Source organism: Arthrobacter phoenicis (assembly GCF_047238215.1).
In the GTDB taxonomy this organism is placed as follows: domain Bacteria; phylum Actinomycetota; class Actinomycetes; order Actinomycetales; family Micrococcaceae; genus Arthrobacter.
Genome location: NZ_JBDFMK010000001.1, coordinates 3,262,256 through 3,283,207 on the forward strand (window position 1 = coordinate 3,262,256; position 20,952 = coordinate 3,283,207).

General features: G+C 66.3%; 30 protein-coding genes and 1 tRNA gene. 10 read left to right on the top strand and 21 right to left on the bottom strand.

All coding sequences use genetic code 11. The features are described from left to right. Position 1: 1 nt before the first annotated feature. From dnaN to ABC337_RS15450, 14 genes are all read right to left on the bottom strand, one after another. On the bottom strand, positions 2-1,078 hold the full coding sequence (gene dnaN / locus ABC337_RS15385) for a DNA polymerase III subunit beta (RefSeq protein WP_412883214.1): 1,077 nt from the start codon (positions 1,076-1,078) through the stop codon (positions 2-4). A gap of 90 nt (positions 1,079-1,168) precedes the next feature. Further along, the gene (locus tag ABC337_RS15390) at positions 1,169-1,471 is read right to left on the bottom strand and encodes a glutaredoxin family protein (protein ID WP_412883213.1); all 303 of its coding nucleotides are present in this window, start codon (positions 1,469-1,471) and stop codon (positions 1,169-1,171) included. 78 nt (positions 1,472-1,549) lie between these two features. Further along, complete coding sequence (locus ABC337_RS15395; protein WP_412883212.1) at positions 1,550-2,095, bottom strand: single-stranded DNA-binding protein; 546 nt, start codon at positions 2,093-2,095, stop codon at positions 1,550-1,552. Between the two features lie 2 nt (positions 2,096-2,097). After that, on the bottom strand, positions 2,098-2,463 hold the full coding sequence (locus ABC337_RS15400) for a hypothetical protein (protein ID WP_412883211.1): 366 nt from the start codon (positions 2,461-2,463) through the stop codon (positions 2,098-2,100). A gap of 8 nt (positions 2,464-2,471) precedes the next feature. After that, positions 2,472-3,443 (bottom strand): hypothetical protein, encoded by a 972-nt coding sequence (locus tag ABC337_RS15405; RefSeq protein ID WP_412893289.1) that lies wholly within the window; start codon positions 3,441-3,443, stop codon positions 2,472-2,474. Then, positions 3,440-4,300 carry a hypothetical protein gene (locus tag ABC337_RS15410; protein ID WP_412883209.1) on the bottom strand — a complete coding sequence of 287 codons (861 nt, stop codon included), beginning with the start codon at positions 4,298-4,300 and terminating at the stop codon, positions 3,440-3,442. The genes ABC337_RS15405 and ABC337_RS15410 overlap by 4 nt, the downstream gene beginning before the upstream one ends. 100 nt (positions 4,301-4,400) lie before the next feature. Beyond that, the gene (locus tag ABC337_RS15415; RefSeq protein WP_412883208.1) at positions 4,401-5,606 is read right to left on the bottom strand and encodes an OLD family protein; all 1,206 of its coding nucleotides are present in this window, start codon (positions 5,604-5,606) and stop codon (positions 4,401-4,403) included. A gap of 10 nt (positions 5,607-5,616) precedes the next feature. After that, positions 5,617-5,742, bottom strand: a complete 126-nt coding sequence (locus ABC337_RS15420; protein WP_412883207.1) for a hypothetical protein — start codon at positions 5,740-5,742, stop codon at positions 5,617-5,619. Further along, entirely contained in the window at positions 5,739-6,089 is a 351-nt protein-coding gene (locus tag ABC337_RS15425) for a hypothetical protein (RefSeq protein WP_412883206.1), read from the bottom strand. Before ABC337_RS15425 ends, ABC337_RS15420 begins: the two co-directional genes overlap by 4 nt. Positions 6,090-6,209: 120 nt before the next feature. After that, positions 6,210-6,428 (bottom strand): hypothetical protein, encoded by a 219-nt coding sequence (locus tag ABC337_RS15430; RefSeq protein WP_412883205.1) that lies wholly within the window; start codon positions 6,426-6,428, stop codon positions 6,210-6,212. Next, positions 6,425-6,643: a helix-turn-helix domain-containing protein gene (locus tag ABC337_RS15435; RefSeq protein WP_412883204.1), complete on the bottom strand. Its 219-nt coding sequence runs from the start codon at positions 6,641-6,643 to the stop codon at positions 6,425-6,427. Before ABC337_RS15435 ends, ABC337_RS15430 begins: the two co-directional genes overlap by 4 nt. Beyond that, positions 6,630-7,397: a phage antirepressor gene (locus ABC337_RS15440; protein ID WP_412883203.1), complete on the bottom strand. Its 768-nt coding sequence runs from the start codon at positions 7,395-7,397 to the stop codon at positions 6,630-6,632. The genes ABC337_RS15435 and ABC337_RS15440 overlap by 14 nt, the downstream gene beginning before the upstream one ends. A 3-nt stretch (positions 7,398-7,400) precedes the next feature. Then, positions 7,401-7,580: a hypothetical protein gene (locus tag ABC337_RS15445; RefSeq protein ID WP_412883202.1), complete on the bottom strand. Its 180-nt coding sequence runs from the start codon at positions 7,578-7,580 to the stop codon at positions 7,401-7,403. Positions 7,581-7,586: 6 nt separating this feature from the next. Further along, the gene (locus ABC337_RS15450; RefSeq protein WP_412883201.1) at positions 7,587-7,820 is read right to left on the bottom strand and encodes a helix-turn-helix domain-containing protein; all 234 of its coding nucleotides are present in this window, start codon (positions 7,818-7,820) and stop codon (positions 7,587-7,589) included. Between the two features lie 60 nt (positions 7,821-7,880). Here ABC337_RS15450 and ABC337_RS15455 point away from each other — a divergent pair, with 60 nt between their 5' ends. From ABC337_RS15455 to ABC337_RS15480, 6 genes are all read left to right on the top strand, one after another. Further along, the gene (locus tag ABC337_RS15455) at positions 7,881-8,411 is read left to right on the top strand and encodes a helix-turn-helix domain-containing protein (protein WP_412883200.1); all 531 of its coding nucleotides are present in this window, start codon (positions 7,881-7,883) and stop codon (positions 8,409-8,411) included. 121 nt (positions 8,412-8,532) lie between these two features. Next, the gene (locus ABC337_RS15460) at positions 8,533-9,141 is read left to right on the top strand and encodes a hypothetical protein (protein WP_412883199.1); all 609 of its coding nucleotides are present in this window, start codon (positions 8,533-8,535) and stop codon (positions 9,139-9,141) included. A 105-nt stretch (positions 9,142-9,246) separates the two neighbouring features. Then, on the top strand, positions 9,247-9,609 hold the full coding sequence (locus ABC337_RS15465; protein ID WP_412883198.1) for a hypothetical protein: 363 nt from the start codon (positions 9,247-9,249) through the stop codon (positions 9,607-9,609). Between the two features lie 60 nt (positions 9,610-9,669). Next, positions 9,670-10,053 carry an ImmA/IrrE family metallo-endopeptidase gene (locus ABC337_RS15470; RefSeq protein ID WP_412893308.1) on the top strand — a complete coding sequence of 128 codons (384 nt, stop codon included), beginning with the start codon at positions 9,670-9,672 and terminating at the stop codon, positions 10,051-10,053. Beyond that, the gene (locus ABC337_RS15475) at positions 10,028-10,273 is read left to right on the top strand and encodes a DUF3263 domain-containing protein (protein WP_412883196.1); all 246 of its coding nucleotides are present in this window, start codon (positions 10,028-10,030) and stop codon (positions 10,271-10,273) included. Before ABC337_RS15470 ends, ABC337_RS15475 begins: the two co-directional genes overlap by 26 nt. Continuing rightward, positions 10,273-11,412, top strand: coding sequence for a tyrosine-type recombinase/integrase (locus ABC337_RS15480; RefSeq protein ID WP_412883195.1), 1,140 nt, complete (start codon positions 10,273-10,275; stop codon positions 11,410-11,412). Before ABC337_RS15475 ends, ABC337_RS15480 begins: the two co-directional genes overlap by 1 nt. Positions 11,413-11,533: 121 nt before the next feature. Here ABC337_RS15480 and ABC337_RS15485 read toward each other — a convergent pair whose 3' ends face one another. After that, a complete protein-coding gene (locus ABC337_RS15485) occupies positions 11,534-11,680 on the bottom strand; it encodes a hypothetical protein (RefSeq protein ID WP_290257580.1) in 147 nt (48 codons plus the stop codon). Positions 11,681-11,959: 279 nt separating this feature from the next. Here ABC337_RS15485 and ABC337_RS15490 point away from each other — a divergent pair, with 279 nt between their 5' ends. From ABC337_RS15490 to ABC337_RS15500, 3 genes are all read left to right on the top strand, one after another. Continuing rightward, positions 11,960-13,453 carry a glyceraldehyde-3-phosphate dehydrogenase gene (locus ABC337_RS15490; protein ID WP_412883194.1) on the top strand — a complete coding sequence of 498 codons (1,494 nt, stop codon included), beginning with the start codon at positions 11,960-11,962 and terminating at the stop codon, positions 13,451-13,453. Between the two features lie 71 nt (positions 13,454-13,524). Beyond that, the gene (locus ABC337_RS15495) at positions 13,525-13,734 is read left to right on the top strand and encodes a hypothetical protein (protein ID WP_290257583.1); all 210 of its coding nucleotides are present in this window, start codon (positions 13,525-13,527) and stop codon (positions 13,732-13,734) included. 124 nt (positions 13,735-13,858) lie between these two features. Continuing rightward, complete coding sequence (locus ABC337_RS15500; protein WP_412883193.1) at positions 13,859-14,686, top strand: HNH endonuclease family protein; 828 nt, start codon at positions 13,859-13,861, stop codon at positions 14,684-14,686. Here ABC337_RS15500 and ABC337_RS15505 read toward each other — a convergent pair. The 5 genes from ABC337_RS15505 to orn all read right to left on the bottom strand — a co-directional run bounded on the left by ABC337_RS15505 (position 14,673) and on the right by orn (position 18,484). Beyond that, positions 14,673-15,644: a 1-phosphofructokinase family hexose kinase gene (locus tag ABC337_RS15505; protein WP_412883192.1), complete on the bottom strand. Its 972-nt coding sequence runs from the start codon at positions 15,642-15,644 to the stop codon at positions 14,673-14,675. The genes ABC337_RS15500 and ABC337_RS15505 overlap by 14 nt on opposite strands. Before the next feature lie 48 nt (positions 15,645-15,692). Then, positions 15,693-16,265, bottom strand: a complete 573-nt coding sequence (gene def / locus ABC337_RS15510; RefSeq protein ID WP_412883191.1) for a peptide deformylase — start codon at positions 16,263-16,265, stop codon at positions 15,693-15,695. Between the two features lie 55 nt (positions 16,266-16,320). Next, on the bottom strand, positions 16,321-17,475 hold the full coding sequence (locus ABC337_RS15515) for an acyl-CoA dehydrogenase family protein (RefSeq protein WP_412883190.1): 1,155 nt from the start codon (positions 17,473-17,475) through the stop codon (positions 16,321-16,323). Positions 17,476-17,576: 101 nt separating this feature from the next. Continuing rightward, positions 17,577-17,649, bottom strand: a tRNA-His gene (locus tag ABC337_RS15520). A gap of 130 nt (positions 17,650-17,779) precedes the next feature. After that, positions 17,780-18,484, bottom strand: a complete 705-nt coding sequence (orn, locus tag ABC337_RS15525; RefSeq protein ID WP_412883189.1) for an oligoribonuclease — start codon at positions 18,482-18,484, stop codon at positions 17,780-17,782. 155 nt (positions 18,485-18,639) lie between these two features. Here orn and mptB point away from each other — a divergent pair, with 155 nt between their 5' ends. Beyond that, the gene (gene mptB / locus ABC337_RS15530) at positions 18,640-20,217 is read left to right on the top strand and encodes a polyprenol phosphomannose-dependent alpha 1,6 mannosyltransferase MptB (RefSeq protein WP_412883188.1); all 1,578 of its coding nucleotides are present in this window, start codon (positions 18,640-18,642) and stop codon (positions 20,215-20,217) included. 10 nt (positions 20,218-20,227) lie between these two features. Here the strand turns inward: mptB and ABC337_RS15535 are convergent, their stop codons facing one another. Beyond that, the gene (locus ABC337_RS15535) at positions 20,228-20,932 is read right to left on the bottom strand and encodes a DNA alkylation repair protein (protein ID WP_412883187.1); all 705 of its coding nucleotides are present in this window, start codon (positions 20,930-20,932) and stop codon (positions 20,228-20,230) included. Positions 20,933-20,952: the final 20 nt, after the last annotated feature.

The window sequence follows — 20,952 nt, forward strand, 5'->3', positions numbered from 1 at the left end:
ATCAGAGCCGGACCGGCATGAGGAGGTGGCGGAGTCCGTCGTGGCCTGCCACGAGGGCGGGCTTCTTGGTGTTGTCCTGGAAGCCGAGGACGACGTCGGCGGCCGGTGTGACGGCCAGTGACCATGCGAGGTACAGAGGGTTGAAAGCAACCTCGACGTCGTCTCCGGAGACGACGCACTGGATGGTTTCGGTGCCCGTGGCGTCCTCGCCGGTGCCGGCGTCCACGGTCATGGAGCCGTCTTTGGTGGTGAGCCGTACGGGGGTGTTGCGTTCGGCGACGAGGGCGACCCGGGCGAGGACTTCGGCGAACTCTGCACGGTCCACGGTGACGTCAGTGGCGGTTGTGTCAGGGAAGAGGGTCTTGATCTTGGGGAAGTCGCCGTCGAGCATGATCGCGGTCGTGGCACGGTTTCCTGTGCGGATGCCTACGAGATTCCCGTCAGCGAGGAACGACGCCTCCCCGGCAAGGGTCTTCACAACGTCGGTGAGCCATGACGCCCGGACCAGCAGGTCAACGTCGCCGCCGGCGGGCTGCCAGGGGATGGTGACCTCGGCAAGCCGGTACCGGTCGGTGGTGCGCATGGTGAGCTGGTCGCCCTCAGAGACCAGCTGCACGCCCATGAGCACGGGCACCGAGTCGTCACCGGAGGCTGCGCCGATGACTTGGCCGACGGCGGCCGCGAACACGTCTCCGTCGATCTTGCCCGCAACGGGCGGGAGGTCCGGCATGGGCGGGAACTCGGAGACCGGCATGGCGGCCATCGTGAACACCGCGGAACCGGCCGTGAGGGTCGCCCGGCGGTCGTCCACGGTCACGGTGACGGTTTTCTTCCCGAACTTCCGGATGATGTCCGTGAACATTCGGCCCTGCAGCAGGACCGTGCCAGGCACGGCAACCTCGGCGGCGACCTGGGTGCGGGCCGACTTCTCGTAGTCGAATCCGCTGATGCGGAGCCCTCCCTGCTGCGCCTCAATCAGGAGGCCGGAGAGGACGGGGACGGGCGGGCGGGCGCTGATGCCCTTTGATGCGAATGCGGCTGCGTCGGCGAGGGCGTCCGCGGTGAGGGTGAATTTCAAGGTGTGGTCACTTTCTTTAGTCGGAGCAGCGGCACTCGGCCGTTTGCGGGTTGATGACGCCGTTGCAGGACGGGCAGCGTTCTTGGCCGCTCATGCGGCGGCCGTCCGGTGGGTGATGTGGTCGCGGATCTTGTCCGGCTGTAGCCCGGACCAGACGACGTCGCCGTCCGTGGTGGATGCGACGACGGTGGGCATTTCTCGACGGTTCAGTGTCTTGGTGACGTAGTCGAACGCGACCTGGTCCTCTTCGACGTTGACCGAGGTGTAAACGACGCCTTCCCGGTCGAGGATCATCTTCGTGCGGTCGCACTGCCGGCACTCGTTCTTGGTGTAGATGACGACGGCGACGCCGTCCCGGGCTTGGATCCTTGCGGTGAGGTCTGGGGTGTTCATGGTGCTCCTAGTTGGACTGGTAGCGGACGCCTGCGACTGGTTTCCCAGGGCAGGCGCCCGCGATCTGAATCGTGGTGGTTAGAAGGGTGGTTCGCTGTCGGGGCCGTTACCCCAGCCGCCAGCGTTGCTGACTCCCGGGGTTGCCCAGGGGTCGTCCCGCTGGGCGCCGCCGAAGCCTCCGCCGTTCGCGTTCGCTTGACTCTGGCCGCCGCCGTTCCAGCTTCCGCCGCCCTGACTAGAACCGCCGCCGTTGCCGCTGCGCTGGGTGCGGTTGACCTTCGCGTTGGCGTACCGGAGGCTGGGGCCGATCTCGTCGACTTCCAGCTCGATGACGGTCCGCTTCTCGCCTTCCTGGGTCTCGTAGGAGCGGGACTTGAGCCGGCCGGAGACGATTACGCGCATGCCCTTGGTCAGGGACTCGGCCACATTCTCCGCAGCCTCCTTCCACACGCTTGCCCGGAGGAAGAGGGTTTCCCCGTCCTTCCACTCGTTGGACTGCCGGTCGAAGGTCCGCGGGGTGGACGCGATCGTGAAGTTCGCTACCGGAGATCCGGACGGGGTGAAGCGGAGCTCAGGGTCATTGGTCAGATTGCCGATCACGGTGATCGTGGTTTCGCCTGCCATGGTTAGGCTGCTTCCTTTTCGATGTTCTTCATGAGGTCGTAAGTGCGTGGTGCCGAGCCTCCGCGCCGGTAGCCGAGCGGCTCCCAGACGTTGGGGACTTCCTCTTCCAGGAGAGCGGCGATCTTGTCCCAGTTGGCCGACAGGGCGGCCCAGCGGGTCGATACCTCGGCCATTCGGGGGAGCTCGAGCCGGAGTAGCGGGACCTGCCGAAGCAGCAGCTCGCAGCGGCGGAAGTCGGCCGGGTCCGCCGGGTCGTTGAAGCCGCCTCGCACTTTCCCGTAAACGAGGTGCCCGACAATGGCTTCCGAAGAGACTCCACGCTCACCGAACATCAGCCAGTCCGTGAGCCCTGCGGGGGTTACCGTCATGCCCGCCATCAGTTCCCGGCCGCCTGGCTTAGGCCCCACTCAGCGTCGACGTCGGGGAGGACCCCGTCCGCGTCGGCCGGGGGAGTCTCGGCGTCCTCGATGAAGCGGGATGCCTCGGCCTTGGTGAGCGACTTCGAGGATTCGATGGTGCGGCCGGTGAAGTTGGACAGCTCGGCGAGGCCGGCTTCGCGGTCGCTGGCGCCCAGTTTGCCGAGGATGACGTGGATCTTCGTGAGCTGCGCGGTCGTGGCCAGCGGCTCAGCAGGGGCCTCCGGCTCGTCCTGGGGTGCGTCATGGACGACCGCGGGCAGGTCCGGGGCCGGTGCCTGCTTCCGCTGGACCGTCCGCTTCGGCTTCGCCTCGGCCGCCGGCGCCGGGGCGTCTGCCGCGCTGTAGTCGGTGTCGTCGAAGTCGCCGAGCTGGATCTCCTCAACGGAGGACATGCCGGCCAGGGCGTCCGGGGCGACGAGCTTCGCGGCTTCGGCCTTGCACTTCTCGGTGAGCATGCCGATCGGGTTCTCTTTGTACTTCTGGTTGGACGTGTAGCCGGCCTGGCGGGCGCGTTCAATGGTCCACTCGACCTTCTGCCAGGCCTGCACGCCGCGGCGCCGGGCCCGGAACACAACGCGCTGCTCTGTGGCTTCCACACGCTCGATCTCGTGCCCCTTGGACAGGGCGATCGCGTACATGGCCTGGGCGTACAGGGCCGGCGTGCCGTGGACGACGTAGATGGACTTCACCGCGACCATGGGCGGCATTTCGAGGGTGTGGCCGTAGAGCATGGCCACCGCGGTCTCCTCCGGCTTGTTCCGGAAGTGCTGGGGTACGAACGCGGTCTGGCAGACCATGGACGCCAGCTTGTAGGCTGCGTCGAGTTCGGAGGCCCAGCCAACGAGGCTGAGGGTTGCGGCCGTGTCGATGGGCGCGGCTGCGATGGCCACACCTCCGGCCTGCTGCTGGGAGAGTGCTACTTCGCTCATGCTGCTACTGCTTTCTGTTCGATGGTGACCGGGGCGCCAACGATGGCTTCCCGGAGCTTGGTGGTCTTGTGGGTGTAGGCCGCGGCCAGGAACATGGCGTAGTGGCCGCGCATCTCGTCCCGGTTCTTCGCGAGCGGGTAGAGGGTCGTTCCGAGAGGCGCGTCACCGTAGCGGGCGTTCTCGCCGTCCCGGTCCATGGGGGTCACATGGGCGACATACGTGGCGGCAATCTCCGGGAGCTCGTGCTCCTGGCCGTCCGCGTCGATGTAGAACTCAGCGAGCGAGTAGGCCCCGCATTGCAGTCCCGTCTCCCCGTAGACGTACTTGGAGGTCTTGAGGTCGATCATCACCGGCTTGCCGTCGTTGAGCAGGGGAGAGGTGGCGATCATGTCGAACTTCCCCGCGTACCAGTCCTTGCGGGACGCGACCGGCCGCTCCATGAGGAGCGGCGTGATCTGGAACCGGTCGAGGAAGTCCGCGTAGCCCTCCACGTAGCCGGCCAGCTCTTCCGGGACGTCCTCGACGGTGCCGGTGGTGGCCAGGGCCTCGGCGAAGTCGTGGACGGCGGTGCCTCGGACGCCGGCGTCGTCCCGGATCTTCGCCGGTATGGACGCGAGTTCACGGACCATGTCGACGTCGTCACGGTTCCGCAGCGATTCGATCTCCGCGGGGTTCGCTTCGACGTACTCAGCGACGGTCTTCCCGGACCAGTAGATGAGAGCCGGCTTGGGGATGCCCCCGTTGAGGATGGTGGTCACGCCGGTGACGGGGAGGCCGTCCAGCCGGTAGCGGTGCCCGTTGTGGGTGAAGGTGAGGCCCTTCGCCGGGGCCTTAGTCTTGAGGGCGGTGGTGCTCACGACTCGTCCTTTCCGTGGTTGGTGTCTTCGCAGTAGCAGTCGGTGCAGGTGTGTTCACCGCAGGTGGGGCAGATCGCCTGGCCGCGGCAGTAGCAGCCGGTCACGCCGCGACCTCGCCGTCTTCGATCGTGATTCCGAAGTCGCCGGACTCGTTCACGATCTCGATGAAGATCTGGAAGTCGGCGTCGGCGGCCATCTCCTCGAGAGCTGTCAGGCTGTCCGTGTCCAGGTCGTTCCCGTTCCGGACAATGAGCACGCGCAGTTCGGGGTTGAGGGCGATCATCATGGCGGCGGAGACGAGAACCTTCTCCGCGGATGATGCCCGGTTGAACGGGCGCCCGTTGTAGAGGACCCCTTCGGAGTCGAAGCCCAGACCGTCGACGGGGAACTTCGCGGCGGCGAGCCCGGCGGCCTTCTGCATGTCGATTTCCTCCATGGCGTCCGTGAGGGCGGAGGCTTCCTGCAAGGCAATCGTCAAGCGGCCATCAAGGTCGGCCTTGCCCTTTGCGGCCCGGATCTGGGTGTTGGTGGTTTCGGCATTGTCGATCCGATTCTGGAGGGCTTCGACGTCCACCATGTCGGGCGCCGATTGGGCGCGAGCCGTCGCGGTGGCGAATCGGACCTCGGCCTCCTTGAGCTCTGCTTTGAGGCGCTCTACATCCTCGGCGGCCGTTACGGCTGCCTGCCGGGCCTGGGTGATTTCCCGGTTGAGCATCTCGCCCTTCCGGTACTCGGCCACGAGTGCGGACACGCTTAGCTCTTCTGTGGGGAGGTCGGCGGGGAGGGGCTGGAACGCTGCCGCGGCCGCCTGCAGTTCCTTAGCTCGGCGGTTCACGTCGGTGCGGTTGGCGAACAGTTCGGCGCGTTCGGCGTCGAGCTTTGCCGGGTCGAAGGGCAGGTCCACCAGGCCTAGCAGCGTCTTGAGCTGGTCCTTGTCGTTCAGGCTGGCGAACTGTGAGGCGTCGATACCGAGGGAACCGATCAGCGAGTCGAGCTTCGCCTGGCCGTACTTGGCACCGTCGGCCGCCTTGATCGTCAGCCGGGAGCCGGCCGCGCTGTAGGTGCGGGTGATTTGCAGTCCGTCGTCGGTCTCGATGGTGATCGCGGCCTTGTCGGCACCGTCGTTGATCGGGCGGGTGATGACGCGTCCGTTGTGGCCGCAGAAGGCGGCTTCGATTCCGTCGAGGATGCTGGACTTTCCCTGCTTGTTCTTGCCGGCGAGTGCGACGAGGGAGCCGGAGGGTGCGAGCTGGACGTAGTTGAGGCGCTGGAACTTGGCCAGTTCGGCCGAGGTGATCTTGGACATTGGGAGCCTTTCAGATGCCGAGGAGGTCGCCGAGGGCGGCGAAGAAGATGACGGTGGAGGAGATGAACGCGATGCCGGCCAGGGAGCCGAAGACTGCTTCCCCGCGCTCGGTGAGGTGGATGCGGCGGCAGATCATGCTGCGAGTTCCATGTGGTCCTTGAAGCGGGCTACGACGTCGTCGATGGCGTCGGTCAGCTGGCCCTCGAAGTAGTCCATGACTTCCTCGGTGTTGTCGTCGATGAGCATGTTGTGGTTGCCGCGTTCAACTGCGGCTAGTTCGTCCAACAAATCCAAAGCGGAGTTGACGGCAGACGTGTTGGGCATGATGCCGAGTACGTGTGCGATTCGGACGGCGAGTCGTTCTTCGTCCTGGGTTTCGGGGCCGTTGCCTTCGTGGTGCGTGACGATGAGGTCACGGGCTACTTTGACGGCCTGGTCCTTGGTGAACCAGTAGGGGTGGCTGATATGCTGGTTGCTGTCCATCGGGTGATCCTTTTCGTGGTTCGGTGGGCGTGAGGTCCGTGGGTTGCAGCCCGCGGGCCTCTTTTTGTTGATGTGATGACTCTATCTGCTACTGGTGACAAAAACAAGTGGCACTTGTTTTTAGACCGCGAGGTTGAGGGGCGGCTTATCCCGCAGCTGGTACGCCCACTGCACGGAAGACCCCAGGATCGCTGCCACATCCGGCGCCGTGCACCCCGAATTGAACGCCTCCCGCACCGCGGCCCGCTTCCGGTCCTGCGCCACCGACGCCGCCGTCTCAGCCTTCACCGCGTCAGCATGCGCAACCGCCAACCGCTGCAGCGCCTCATCCTTGCTCACTGGTTGCTCCTCGTCGCCTGGTAGTGCTCAATTGCTTTGTTCGGGATCCGCCACGGGCTCGTCTTCCCGCCCGTCTTATACGCACCCCGGAGCGCCTGTGTCTGGCAGTGCCGGCGGATCGTGTCCACCGGTTCGGCCAGCATCTCCGACACCTCCTGCAGCGTGTACGCCCGGCGGGGGAGCGTCGTCGTGGCTGATTTGCTAAACGCCGGCATGTGCGACCTCCTTGGCGGTTCCCAGATCCCGGTGGAGTCGATTCAAGCCCTTCGCCGTGATCCGAACCTGCGGGGCAGCGAGCTGCTCCTCACCATTCGTGCGGTGGAACTTGAAGGAGCTGATCTTCTCCGCCACCAAACCCTGATCCACGGCCCACTGGTACGGTCGGCTGTTCCCGTCCAGCCATGGGCGGGGGGCCTCTCGCAGGTAGCGGAAGAGCCGGTTCTGACCGATCTGGATACCACCATCGCGGCAGAGGACCTGCGCCGCGTCCCGCACCGAGTAATCCCCCGAGGCGGACGCCAGCTTCTCCCAAGACTGAGCCATCGGCTCAAGCTCCCTCACCCGAGCATGGTAGGTGGCCATCGTCGAGTGCGCCTCGATCAGCGCCTGAGCCATGAGCTCCGCACCGGACAGGGGCTGAGGGGCGGCGTAGGCCCCGGTCTTCCGAATGGCCGGAAGCACCTCATGCGTGATCCAACGCTTGAACAGCTTCGCCTCGGGCTTCCGGGACCGGAGGACCAGTGAGTACATACCAGCCTCAGCGACGGCAAACATGGCCTGGGAACGGCCGATCGAATCGACGACTTCAGTAGTAGTGAACTCGTCCTCATCCAGGCCTCGCATGGCCTCCGTGGGGTTCTGGAGGCCAAGGACGGCAAGGACGTCTCTGGCGACGAAGTACGGCTCGCCATCGATCAGGACCGTGCGTACCTGCTGCCCGTTGTAGTCGAAGAGTTCGAGTGCTGCCATTCGTCAGCCCTCCCATACGGTGGGGGTGGTCATCGGCAGGCCGAGATCGGCTTCGAGCTTGAGCAGAGCGTTGTGGACTTCGTGTTCACTGACCAGTCCGGCGCCCATCTGGTCGATGAGGTCGCGAAGTTCCTGTGTGGGAGAGGTGGCGGGAGCGGATGCGATGGCAATAAGGGTCTGCATTGGGTCCTACTTTCCTGCGGTGGCTTCAGCGGTAATGACGTAGGTGATTTCGTCTTTCGTGACGCCGAGACGGGCGGCGATGGATGAGACGACTGCCTCGGAGGGCTGCTTGACGCCCTTTTCGACGTTGGTCAGGTATCCAGGGGAGATCCCGCATTCCACGGCGAATTTGCCGTGCTTGATACCGAGGGCTTCCCTGATGGCTCTGATAGCCGGCCCGTGGGCCATGCGCATCCTCATGAGTTTCCTTTTCGTCTGTCGAAAGTTGCTATAGGAAGAGCATAGGAAACGATAGGAAAGATGTCAAGCAAGACGTGGGAAAGACAAGAAATCCGCGCCAGTGCTGGGCAAATGCGCCGAATTACAAGCGTGGTTTTCCACTTTTTGGGCACTCTTTCCCAGATACGCTTGCTTGTGTTTCCTAAAATTTCCTCAGAGAGTAATCCCATGATCAGCGGAGAGCAGATCCGGACGGCACGAGACGCCGCCGGCATGACACAGCAGGAACTGGCGACCCAACTAGGGGTCACCCTGCGCACGGTCGGGAACTGGGAGCGGGGGGAGAGTATCCCCAGAAACCGCGAACCCCTATTGCGGCGGATCCTGGCCGCTCACCTACAGGGGAGCAGCTCGCAGACATCTACGCTCGAAGCAGTAACGGATATGGAGCTGCTGGCAGAAGTCGCCAGGAGAATGGCCCGGGCAGATGCAAGGCGCAAGACAGAGGGCCGGGTACACCCTCCGCTCGATCAGAAGCAGGATGACTACCGTCTCGCAGCACGCGAACCGGACGAACATATCGGGCTCGACCAGATGCCCGAAGACACATAGGGGGAACATGAAAGCACGAGCGCTTGGCGCAATAGTGATAACCGGCCTGGCTCTAACCAGCTGCGGAGCCTCGATCGAACGTGACGCGTCCTACGGGACAGTCGAGTCGCTCGGGAAAGCAGTGGCATCCGTCCTCGACATTGAGTGCGGCAAGGGCGCCGGCAACTCCGCTACCGCCGGCTGGGATCAGGACACGTGCGGTGACAAGGCAGTGATCGGGGTCTTCACAAATGGCCAGACGCAGAAGGAAGTGCGGGCCAAGAACCCAACCAAACCTGGCGCCAAGATCGTTGAGGGGCCCAACTGGATCGTCTGGGCCAAGAACGGCACAGAGGGAAAGGTGCAGGACAAGCTGGGCGGTCAGATTGTCGAGGCTCCACAACTCTTCACCGGCAAGGTGGAAATGCAACTGACCGTAAGGGAGGGGCGTGACTTGGTGCGACTTCTAAAGGGGTCCAAGCTGGAGTGCTTCCCTCAGCCCGATGGTCTTATGAAGGACATGAGCGCGGACAGCGTTTCGACTGTCACGACTGCATCAGGCGTCTCGCTTGAGGGCAAGCTGGTATTGAGCACCCTAGATGGCCTGACCTGCTCGATGCACTACGAAATTCCTGGCATCCCGTCCAATGATGGCCCCTATGCCGTGAAGGTCGGGTACCGCGAAGGCCCAGCGCAATCCGAATCGGCGCTGAAAACTGGTGCCGGATTCAGCTTCGGCAAGAAGAGCTAAACCACCACTCCCACCACTCCCACCACTCCCGGCGCACCGCCGGCCACCCGCCGCGGACCCGCCGGCGGGGAAACAACTTCAACTCTTTCCTGAAAGGCGCACCACATGTCCGAAAGCACAGCCCTCCGAAGCCTCATCCGGAACCTCCGTGGTGACCGGAACAACGTCGAACTGTCCCGCGACTGCGGTGGCATCCCCACACAGTCCCGCCTGCAGCAGATCAGCACCGCCCCGATCCGGCTCTTCCCGGACCCGGAAACCATCCTCGGTCTGGCCCGCGGCCTCAACGTCACCGTCGGTGAAGTCGTGGGAGCCTGCGCCAAGGACCTCGGCCTGAACATGGGTGGCCCCGACGAGTCCGCGCTCGTCCTGGCCGGCGCCCGGGACCTGCCTGACTCCGCCCAGAACATCCTCGTGAACATGTCCCGCGAACTGCAATCCGCCTACCGTGCGAAGGCTCCCCGCTAAAACTGTCAGCACCCGCGAGTAAGTTCTTGCCCCATGGGGTTTGAACGGAAAGCGGAGGAAATGGGGGTCCGGATCGTGTCCGGTTACCCTCCGCACGGCTGGTGGGGGAGCTACGACCCGGACCGGCACCGCATCACTTTGAGGCCTGATCTGGGGTACGTGCAGCTCCGCTCCACCGCCTGGCACGAACTCGGCCACGCCCACTACCGGCACGTCGGATGCACGCCCCGGCAGGAACGCCAAGCCCGCATGTGGGCGGCCCGCCACCTCATCCGCCCCCGGCCCTTCATCGAAGCCGCCCGGGTCACCGACGATCTCCAGGCGATCGCGCACGCCCTCAACGTTATGCCCGAAGACGTCCGCAACTTCGAACAATCCCTCAGCATCGAGGAACTCCTGCACTTCAGAAAGGAAATCAATGGACACGTTGACTGGACGCGATAAAGACCTGGTCAGGCTCGCCGCGGCCCCGTTCAAGTACCCGGCCGCCCGGGAACGGCAAGCCCGTGAAGAGTTCGACCTGTCCGGCACCCGGTTCTGGCAGGAAGTAAACCGGGTCATCGACATGCCGGCCGCGCACGCCTGGGACCCGCACACCGTAACCCGGCTCAGGGACCAGCGCCGCAGCCCCGGCCGCCGGCCACCGGTCCGGAGGATCCTCTAATGGCCCGCGTCGAAGACCTCTGGGTCCGGAAAGACAAGACCCGCCGTCCCGGCTACGGGAAAGGACTCCGCTACCGGGCTGAGTGGACCCCGCCCGGCGGATCGAAGACCAGCAAGACGTTCGCGACCAAGGCCGCGGCCACCGACTTCCTCGCCGCCCAAGTCTCCGACATCAATCGCGGCGTCTACGTGGCCAGCCGCAAGAAGCTCCTCCTCTCAGAATACGCAGTCACGTGGAAAGAGCATCAGCTGCATCAGCGGGCCTCGTCCCGGGAGCAGATCGAGGCGCGGTTCCGGCTCAACATCATTCCGAGCCTCGGCGGGATGGCCATGGACAGTGTCCAGAGGCCGGACGTGCAGGCCGCCGTTGGGGAGTGGGCCAAGACTCTCGCCCCATCGACGGTGAAAGTCGCATACGGGTACCTGGCCGCCATGTTCAAGGCCGCGGTCCTTGATGGCGTTGTGGCCAAGACGCCGTGCGTGGGGATCAAACTACCGAAGGTGGAGCAGCCCACGATCGTGCCGCTGACGACCGCGACTGTGCAGGAGCTGGCCAACTCCGTGTGGCGGCCGTATCAGCCCATGGTGGTGGTGTGCGCTGCGACCGGTCTGCGCTCATCCGAGCTGCGCGGGCTCACATGGGACCGGGTCGACTTCAAGGCGTCCATGATCAGCATCGACCGGCAGCTGATTGGGGAAAGCTCGAAGGCGCCGGAGTGGGGGCCGCCGAAGACGGCATCGAGTCGCCGGCGGATCCATGTCGGCGCCGCGACCCTGCAGGTTCTACGGGACCTGAGCCAGAAGGAGCACGGACCTGGCGGTCTGGTCTTCCACTCGAGCGGCCGGGCCATCACTCGACACACTGCGGGGGAGGCGTGGCGGCACGTCCGTGAGTCGACACCGGCCGTGGGCAAGGGCTGGCATGAGCTCCGCCACTACCACGCATCCCAGCTCATCTCCGGGGGCATGTCCCCGGTGGCTGTGGCGCATAGGCTGGGGCACAAGGACGCTACGGAAACGCTGAAGACGTACGGTCACCTGTGGCCTGACGACGACACCCGCGCCGCGACCCTGACGGATGGTCTGGTGAAGCTGATCGCGCATGAATCGCGCATAGACACCGCAACTCCCACGGAGTGACGCGGTTTCGCCGGTAACCCGGCGTATCGGTCAACCCATCCCACGACTCTTGAGCACGAAAAACGGCTGAGGGCCGGCACCAAGAACGGTGCCGACCCTCAGCCGTTGGTGGACGTGCGGGTCAGGCCTTGCGTTTGATCCAGCCCCACACGGCGGTGGCGACCAGGAGGACCAGGCCGATGATGGCCAGCCACAGCAGGCCCTTCACCACGAAGCCAAGGATCGAGAGGATGAGCCAGATGACAAGAAGTGCAACGATGAGTCCCATGCCGCCATCCTAGGCCAGCGGTGCCGGGAAACCCCGGCAATCCGATGTGAGTGATTTCACCCTGTACCGGCCGGTAGGGGGAGGGGGTCCGCCCTAGAATGGAGCGTGAACGTAGAGGTTCAGCCATCGGGTCTGCGTTCGCAGCCGGTGGCTTTTTCTTTGCGGTCACGCGCTCGCCGGGGTGGACCGAATCCCCGCAGCGAGAAGGTTCCGGAGACCCGCCGGCGGCCGACTTCCGCACACGAGGACGTATGCGGTGGATTTTAGGAAGGTAGTTCTGTGAGCCAGACGTCAGATTCTTGTCTTGATACGTGGATGGGCCGGGAGGCGCTCGCCGAGGCCATGATTCCGGTGATCGGCCGGCTGTACCGCGAAAACAACGTGGTGACCTCCATTCACGGCCGGAGCCTGATCAACAAGTCCACCATGAACATTCTGAAGGCGCACCGCTTCGCCCGCCGGATGAGCAAAGAGGAACTCCGCCTCGAGGAGACCGCTCCGCTGCTGGACGCGCTCACTAAGCTGGACCTCGGCGCCGCGGCCATCGACATCGCCCGCCTGACCGAGAAGTACCGCGCCGAGGGCGACGGGGTCAGCCTGGACGAGTTCCTCCGCGAAGAACTCGCCGAAGTTGTCGGCAAGCGCGGCGGCGATGACCGCACCAGCACCGACGTCGTGCTCTACGGCTTTGGCCGCATCGGACGCCTCCTGGCCCGCCTCCTGATCGAAAAGGCCGGCGGCGGCCACGGCCTGCGGCTGCGTGCGATCGTCGTGCGCCGCGGCTCGGACAATGACCTCGCCAAGCGCGCCAGCCTGCTGCGCCGCGACTCCGTCCACGGCTCCTTCGAGGGCACCATCAAGGTGGACCTCGAGAACGACACCATCACCGCCAACGGCGTGCAGATCCAGGTCATCTACTCGGACAACCCCGCCACCGTCGACTACACCGCCTACGGCATCCACGATGCACTGGTGGTCGACAACACCGGCCGCTGGCGCGACGCCGAGGGGCTCTCCCAGCACCTGCAGAGCAAGGGCGTCTCCCGGGTCCTGCTCACCGCCCCGGGCAAGGGCGACCTGAAGAACATCGTGCACGGCATCAACCATTCCGCGATCACCGATGAGGACAGGATCGTCACCGCCGCGTCCTGCACCACCAACGCCATCACCCCGGTGCTGAAGGCCATCAACGACCGCTACGGCGTCATCCACGGCCACGTGGAGACCGTCCACTCCTTCACCAACGACCAGAACCTGATCGACAACTTCCACAAGGGCGACCGGCGTGGACGCTCCGCTGCGCTGAACATGGTCATCACCGAAACCGGTGCCGCCAAGGCCGTCGCCAAGGCCCTCCCCGAACTCCAGGGCAAGCTCACCGGCAACGCCATCCGCGTCCCCACCCCGGACGTCTCGATGGCCATCCTGAACCTCAACCTCGAGAACGGCACCACCAAGGACGAGGTCAACGACTACCTGCGGGAGATGTCGCTGCACTCCGAGCTGCGCAAGCAGATCGACTACATCGACTCGCCCGAGGTGGTCTCCACCGACTTCGTCGGCTCCCGCCGCGCCGGCATCGTGGACGGCCTCGCCACGATCTCCAACGACAAGAACCTCGTCCTCTATGTCTGGTACGACAACGAGTTCGGCTACAGCTGCCAGGTGGTCCGGGTCATGGAGGAGATGGCCGGGGTCAACCCGCCGTCTTTCCCCGCCAAGGACGCCGTCGCCACCCTCGAGGCCGCGGGCCTGCCCGTCGAGGTCGGCTGAGTCACCGACACGGAGCGCTTTCCCGGCCGGTTCTCTGGAAACGGCCGGGAAAGCGAACCACAATGGGAGCCATGGAACAGAACCAGGCTACGGAGCACGAAACCACCCTCGAACACGCCCTCGATGTGGCCCGGCGCAATGCCAAGGAAGCCAAGCGGCTCCTCGACGACGCCCGCGCCAAACGTGAGGCCGGCGAGATCGACGACGCCCGGGTCGCCCAGCTGGAGGCCCTGTCGAACCTCGCGGAGGAGGACCTCCGCCGCGTCACCCGCGAACAGTAGCCCGGCGGCCCCGCACGGGACCTTGCCTCCACACTGTGCATAACCGCGGCCCTGGGCGGGGAGCGGCCTAGGCTTTTCCCGTGATGGAGAACCAGCACCCTGCACGGGACGCCGCGGAGACCGCGTGAGCGTCACGTGGGCGCAGTACCGGCGGGCACGACGGCGGTCCCGCCAGGCGTGGATCGTCTTGGCGGCCGCGGCCCTGACCCTCGTCCTGACGCTTGTCTGGTTCTTCGCCGACGGCCAGTTCCGCCTCGGCGGCGGGTTCTCCGACGGGCCCACGGACGCCCCGGTGCTGGCGGCGTGGATGAGTCCCATCGCTGCCGTGAGGGCGGTGCCGGCGGGCCGGGCCGCGGACCTGCTGGAATCGCTTCCGGTCAGGGCCAGTGATCCCGCCGCCAACTACGACAGGGCGGCGTTCGGACAGGCGTGGCTCGACGTCGACCGGAACGGCTGCGACACCCGCAACGACATCCTCCGTCGGGACCTCGTCGACGCCCGATTCACGGACGGGTCCCGCTGCCGGATCGGGTCCGGCAGTTTCCGGGAGCCCTACACCGGCCGGCAGACCGCCTTCCGGCGCGGGGCCGACTCAAGCAAAGCCATCCAGATCGACCACGTCGTGGCGCTCGGTGACGCCTGGCAGACCGGCGCGCAGCAGCTGACGGCCCTCCAGCGCACACACCTCGCCAACGACCCGCTGAACCTGGTGGCCGCGGACGGGCCGGCCAACCAGGACAAGAGCTCCTCGGACGCCGCCGGCTGGCTCCCGCCGAACAAGGCCTTCCGCTGCCACTACGTCGCCCGCCAGGTCTCCGTGAAGGCGGCCTACGCCCTGTGGGTGACGGCCGCGGAAAAGGACGCCATGCGGCGGGTGCTCGGAAGCTGCCCGGATCAAGCGACCATCAGGCCAAACCAACAATGGGGCCAACCCACAATCAGGCCAGGCTGAATTCCTGCCGCGCCAGTTCGGCTTCCAGCCGCTCGACGTCGTCGCGGTGGCAGAGCTCAGTGGCTTGCGTGGTGACGGTGGCGCTGCCCGCCGCGACGGCGGAGCGGAACGCTGTGGTGCTGCCCAGGCCCTGCGCCAGCCTCAGGACGAATGCGGCGAGGAAGCTGTCGCCGGCACCCACGGTGCTGCGGACCTCCACCTTCGGGACGGCCAGGCGCAGCGTGCCCGCCGCTGAGGCGAGTACAGCACCGGCCCCACCGAGGGTCAGGGCTACGTTCTCGGAGGAGCCGTCCGCCACCAGAGCAGCGGCGGCGTCGAGTTCGGCCTGTTCATCCTTCAGCGTCGTGCCGAAGTGCAGGCCCAGCTCCCGCCGGCTGGGTTTGACCAGGAAGACGCCCTCGGCCAGGGCCGCGGCCAGGGCGGGACCCGAGGCGTCCACCACGCAGCGGGCGCCCTGCTCCCGGGCGAGGCGGGCGATCCGGGCGTAGAAATCTTCGGGCACACCCGGCGGCAGGCTGCCGCTGGCCACCACGTAGCCGCCGGGCTGGATGGAGTCGGCCACCAGCCCCAGGCAGAGGCGCCATTCGGGTTCGCTGAGCTCGGGGCCCTGGAGGACGAAGCGGAATTGCTCGCCGGTGCCGGTCTCGTCCACCGTGAAGTCCTGCCGGGTGCTGCCCTGGATCGGGACAACCAGTGCAGGCAGCCGCTCGGCCTCGACCAGGCGGCGGTACGCCTCGCCGGTGGGCCCGCCGGCGGTGTAGATGGCCAGGGGCCGGCCGCCGAGGCGCTGGACCACGCGGGCCACGTTGATGCCCCCGCCGCCGGGATCCAGCCGGCTGGGGCCGCAGCGCAGCTTATGGCCGCTGGTGACGTGCTCCGTGGTGGTGCTGACGTCCAGGGCCGGGTTGATGGTGAGGGTCAGGATGGGCTTCGCCGGGGCGGCCAGAGTGGCTTCCATGCTGCCAAGCATAGGAGCGGCCGCCGCCGGTGTCCCGGGTCCTCTCCGCTAGTGTCCGAAGGGGTCCGGGTCCACGCCCGGCATCCAGGTCAGGCCCGGGACGCCCCAGCCGCTCTTCTTGGCCTGCTTCATCGCCTTGCGGGAGTACCGGTCGATCAGCCGGTTGACGTACAGCTTGCCGTCGAGGTGGTCGTATTCGTGCTGCATCACACGGGCAAACCAGCCCGTCGACTCGAACTCGATCTGGTTGCCCTCGCCGTCGAAGCCCTGCACCCGGGCCCATTCGGCACGCTTGAGCGGGTAGTGGCCGCCCGGGAAGGACAGGCAGCCTTCCTCTTCCTCGTCCGGATCGGGGAGCGCCCCGGAGACCTTGGAGAGGGTGAGGACCGGGTTGACCACGACGCCGGAGGGCGGGGCGCCGTCGTCGTTCTCGTACTTGTAGACGAAGAGACGCTTGCCGACCCCCACCTGCGGGGCTGCCAGGCCGACGCCGTTGGCGGCGTCGTTGGTCTCGAACATGTCCGCGATCAGGGTCCGCAGCTCGTCGTCGAAGACCTCGACCTCGGCGGCCCGGCGGTGCAGTACCGGTTCGCCCCAGATGGTGATGGGCAGGACAGTCATGGCGCGGGGCTTCCTTTGCTGCGGGGGAGGGAGTGGTGCGGGGGGAGGGGGCGCGTCAGCCGGCGATGCCGCGGCCGACGACGTCCCGCATGATCTCGTTGGTGCCGCCGAAGATGGTCAGCAGGCGGGCGGCGAGGAAGGCCTGCGCCACCGGGTATTCCATGATGTAGCCGTAGCCGCCGTGCAGCTGCAGGCAGCGGTCGGTCACGGACTTCGCCCGCTCGGAGGCCCACAGCTTCACCCTGGCGGCGGAGGACGCGTCGAGTTCCCCGGCGTTGAACGCGGTGATGGCCCGGTCCACGTACGACTCGGTGGCCTCGACCTCGGTGAGGATGTCGGCGAGTTCGAAGCGGCTGTTCTGGAAGTCGATGATCCGCTCGCCGAAGGCGTTGCGGTCCTTCGTGTACCGCACGGTCGCCTCGTACACGGCGCGGGCGACGGCGGAACCGGCGACGGCGATGCCCAGTCGGCCCTGCGGCAGCTGCCCGGCGCAGTAGCGCAACCCTTGGCCTTCCTCGCCGACGAGGTCGGCGTGCGGGACCCGGACGTTGTCGAAGAAGAGCTCGGCGGTGTCGGAGGCCTTCAGGCCCATCTTGTCCAGCTGGTTGCCGGTGGTGTAGCCCTCGCCCTTGCGGACCATGAAGAGCGAGAAGGACTCGGCGCCGCCGCGGCCGCTTCCGCCGTCGGTGCGGGCGAGGACCAGGGCGGCGTCGCCGGAGATGCCGTTGCCGATGAACGTCTTCTGGCCGGTGATCAGCCAGTCATCGCCGTCGCGGACGGCCTTCGTGCGGACGCCGCGGAGGTCGGAGCCCGCGCCGGGCTCGGTCCAGGCCACGGACGTGACGGTCTCGCCGGAGACCATGCCGGGCAGCCAGCGCTGCTTCAGGTCCTCCGAACCGTAGGCCAGCAGATACGGCAGGACCATGTCGTCGTGCAGGTGGAAGGCCAGGCCGACGGCGAGGTGGTTGCTCTTGGCGAATTCCTCATCCAGCACGGCGCGGAACCGGTAGTCGGTCATGCCGAGGCCACCGAACTCCTCGGGAACGGCGAGCCCCAGCAGGCCCTGTTCCCCGGCCGCGGTCCACAGCTCCCGCGGCATCATGTGGTCCCGGTCCCACTGTGCATAGTGCGGGGCCACGGCGCGGACGTTGAACTCGGCCGCCATCTCGCGGAACATCTCATGGTCTTCTTCGAAGAGCTGGCGCCTCATCGCGGTTCCTTCCATGCGTTTTCGGGACAAACAACAAAGGCCGCACCGGATATCCGGTGCGGCCTTTGGCAAGGTCGGACAATCGTGCCGTCCTCGGTGAGGGTGAGCGACGGGGGTTGAACCCGCGACCTCCTGGACCACAACCAGGCGCTCTGCCAACTGAGCTACGCCCACCATGTGCCTGTCAGTCGAACCGGCGGACCGGCCTTCCGGAAAGGCAACGACAAATAGCTTACCTGCTCCGCGGGGGTGCTTTTGCCAGTTTCGGCGATTTCATCGAAAAAAGGCAGAAACGTGAGGCAGATTACTCTGCCCGAGCACCCGCGGGGGACTCGGCCGAGGCGCTTCCGGGGTTCCCGGCGTCGTCCGCGGCGTCAGTCGGCGCGCTGCCGGGGGCGGCGCCCGAGGTGGCCATGACGTCCTTGGCGATGCGCTGCGCGGTGGAGCTGTCCGGGCCGGGCGCCGGGACGAAGACGGCCTGCCGGTAGTAGCGGAGCTCGTCGATGGAATCCTTGATGTCGCCGAGGGCGCGGTGGCCGCCGAGCTTGGCGGGGGACTGGAAGTACGCGCGGGCATACCAGCGGCGGGAGAGTTCCTTGATGGTGCTGACGTCGATCACCCGGTAGTGCAGGTGCTCGACCAGTTCCGGCATGTCCCGGACCAGGAAGACGCGGTCGGTGCCCACGGAGTTGCCGCCGAGCGGAGCCTTCTTCGGGTCCGGCACCCACTTCTTGATGTAGGCCAGCACCATCTCCTGCGCCTCGGCCATGGTCTTGCCGCGGGGGAGTTCCTCCAGCAGCCCGGACCGGGTGTGCATATCGCGCACGAAGTCGTTCATCTGGGCCAGGGCGGCGTCGTCCGGTTTGATGACGACGTCGACGCCGTCGCCGAGGATATTCAGTTCCGAGTCGGTCACCAGGGCAGCCACCTCAATCAGGGCGTCATTCTTGGTGTCCAGGCCGGTCATTTCGCAGTCGATCCACACGATGCGTTCATTAGATATAGGCACGCGCCCAGCCTACCGTTCCGCCGCCCCGGAGGGGCCCGGTGCTACGATTTTGGCAACGCGGCCGTCGGAATTTTTCCTCCGTGCGGCGTGCCCCTGACCGGCTTTCAGGCCACGAGTGGGCTCCACCAGCACTCGACAGATTGGACACCCCTGAGATGACGGCGCCTGTACCTGCGGCGGGAAAGACGGCTGCCGGTACGCCACGGGCATCCTCCGAGGCACCGTCCACGGCGGCCTCGAACGACGTCGACAACGCACGCTCACCCATCCTCTCCGGATTCCTGGGCTCGCTGTTCATGTTCGTCGGTTCCCTCGGCGTCGGCTGGCTGGCACCGGTCTCCGAACTGCGCCGTCTGCCGCTCTTCATCTGGATGCGCACCGAGGCCGTGGGCGTCGGCATGTGCATCGTGCTGCTGGCGGTCGGCGGGATGCTGCTGGTGCGGGCGTGGCTGCGGCTGGGCCAGCGGGTCCGGCACTGGGGCGCGGGCGCGCGGAAGGCGACCATGACCGCCGTCGTCGCCTGGGGCCTGCCGATGATGTTCTCCGTGCCGCTCTTCAGCCGCGACGTCTATGCCTACATCGGCCAGGGCCGGCTGATGGTCGAGGGCTTCAACCCCTACGAGAACGGCATCTCCGCGCTGTCCAACTACTTCCAGCTCGGCGCGGACAAGATGTGGACCGAGGCGCCGGTGCCCTACGGCCAGCTGTTCCTCTGGATCGAGCAGTTCGTCGTGTGGTCCACGAACGTCCAGCCCGAGGCCAGCATCATGCTGTTCCGGTTGGCCGCCCTCGTGGGGATCGTGCTCTGCATCATCTACGTCCCGAAGCTCGCGGAACTGCACGGGGTCAACCCGCACCGCGCCCTCTGGCTGACCGCCGCCAACCCGCTGTTCCTGACCAACTTCATCGCCAGCGTCCACAACGATGCGCTGATGATCGGCCTGGCCCTCGCCGGCCTCTACTACTGCGCCACCAAGCGGGTGCTGGTGGGCCTGGTCCTGGTGACACTCTCGATCGCGGTCAAGCCGATCACGATCGTGTTCCTGCCCTTCATTGGTCTGCTGTGGGCCGGCAAGAACGCCGGGTGGCCGCGGAAGTTCGTGTTCTGGGCCCTGACGGCCGGGATCAGTGTGGGCCTGCTTTACGCCATGAGCGCCGTCAACGGCTTCGGCTTCGGCTGGATCAACGGCCTGTCCGCCCCGGGCAGCATCTGGATCTGGTACGCCCCGGTGGGTCTGGTTGGCCTGATCGTCGCCTCCATTTCCAACGCCTTCGGCCTTGACGGCTGGGGCCTGGCGAAGTACGTGTACGACGCCGGCAAGGTCCTGGCGCTGGGGATCGTGGCCTGGCAGATTTTCCGCGGCGACTACGACCGGCTGATGCGCCGCCTGACCCTGGCCTTCGCCGCCGTCGTGTTCCTCGCCCCGATGATCCAGTCCTGGTACGTGGTGTGGCTGATCCCGCTCTTCGCCGTCACCGGTATCCGCGACGACTGGCAGGTCAAGGCCCTGTACTTCATGGTCTCGTTCTTCATGGTCTACGCGATCTCCGACCAGCTGGAGGTCTTCCCGTACCTGCAGAGCCAGGACCTGGGCCTGGCGTTGGCCCTGGCCCGCAACGCCGCAGCGATCATTGCCCTGCTGTTCGCCCTCTATTTGATCTTCCTGGACCCCAAGACCAAGCAGCTGTTCAGCAAACCGGACGAACCGGTCACCAGTCGGCCCGTTATCTGAGGCCGGTCACTTAAGGGCGGTCATCCAAGGGTGCGGCGGGTCCCAGCTTCCTCAGCGCCTCGCGGCGGGAGAGCGGGCTCAAACCGTCCCCGGCGCGGTCGACGAAGTCCCGGACCCAGTCCGGATCCGTAGTGGCGAAGTCCCGCAACGCCCAGCCGATGGCCTTGCGGATGAAGAATTCACGGTCGCCGAGGTTGGCCGTGATCACGTCAGCCAGCGACTCCCGGTCCGTGGCGCCCTTGGCTCCCAGCTGGGCGGTGATGGAAGCACGGCGGACCCAGAGGTCCGGGTCCCTGCTCCACCGGCGCAACAACGAGGCCATCGTGGCGGGATGGGCCAGCAGCAGGCTGCCCAGACGGCGCGCCAGGGCATCAACCAGGTCCCACCAGGCACCGTCGCGGATGATCTCCTCGTACAGGGGAAGCATGGCGAGTTCCTCCCGGGCCAGCCGTAAGCCGGTGAGTTCGATGGCCGCGAGCCGTTCCTCCCGCCAGCGGGCCTCGCGCCACAGCCTGGTCACGGCAGCGGTGAGCTCGGACAGCGACCGCGGCGGCAATCGCCGGGCGGCACTCCTGACGATCGCCCGGACCTCCGGGACCCGAACGCCCAGGGACGGCATCTCCGACTTCAGGTACCGCTGGGCAGCCGCGCCGCGAACCGGGTCTGCCGCGGCGTGCAGGGCAGTGCGGATGGTGGTGACGAGGCCTTCGGACATGCGGCAACTGTAGGGCAGGC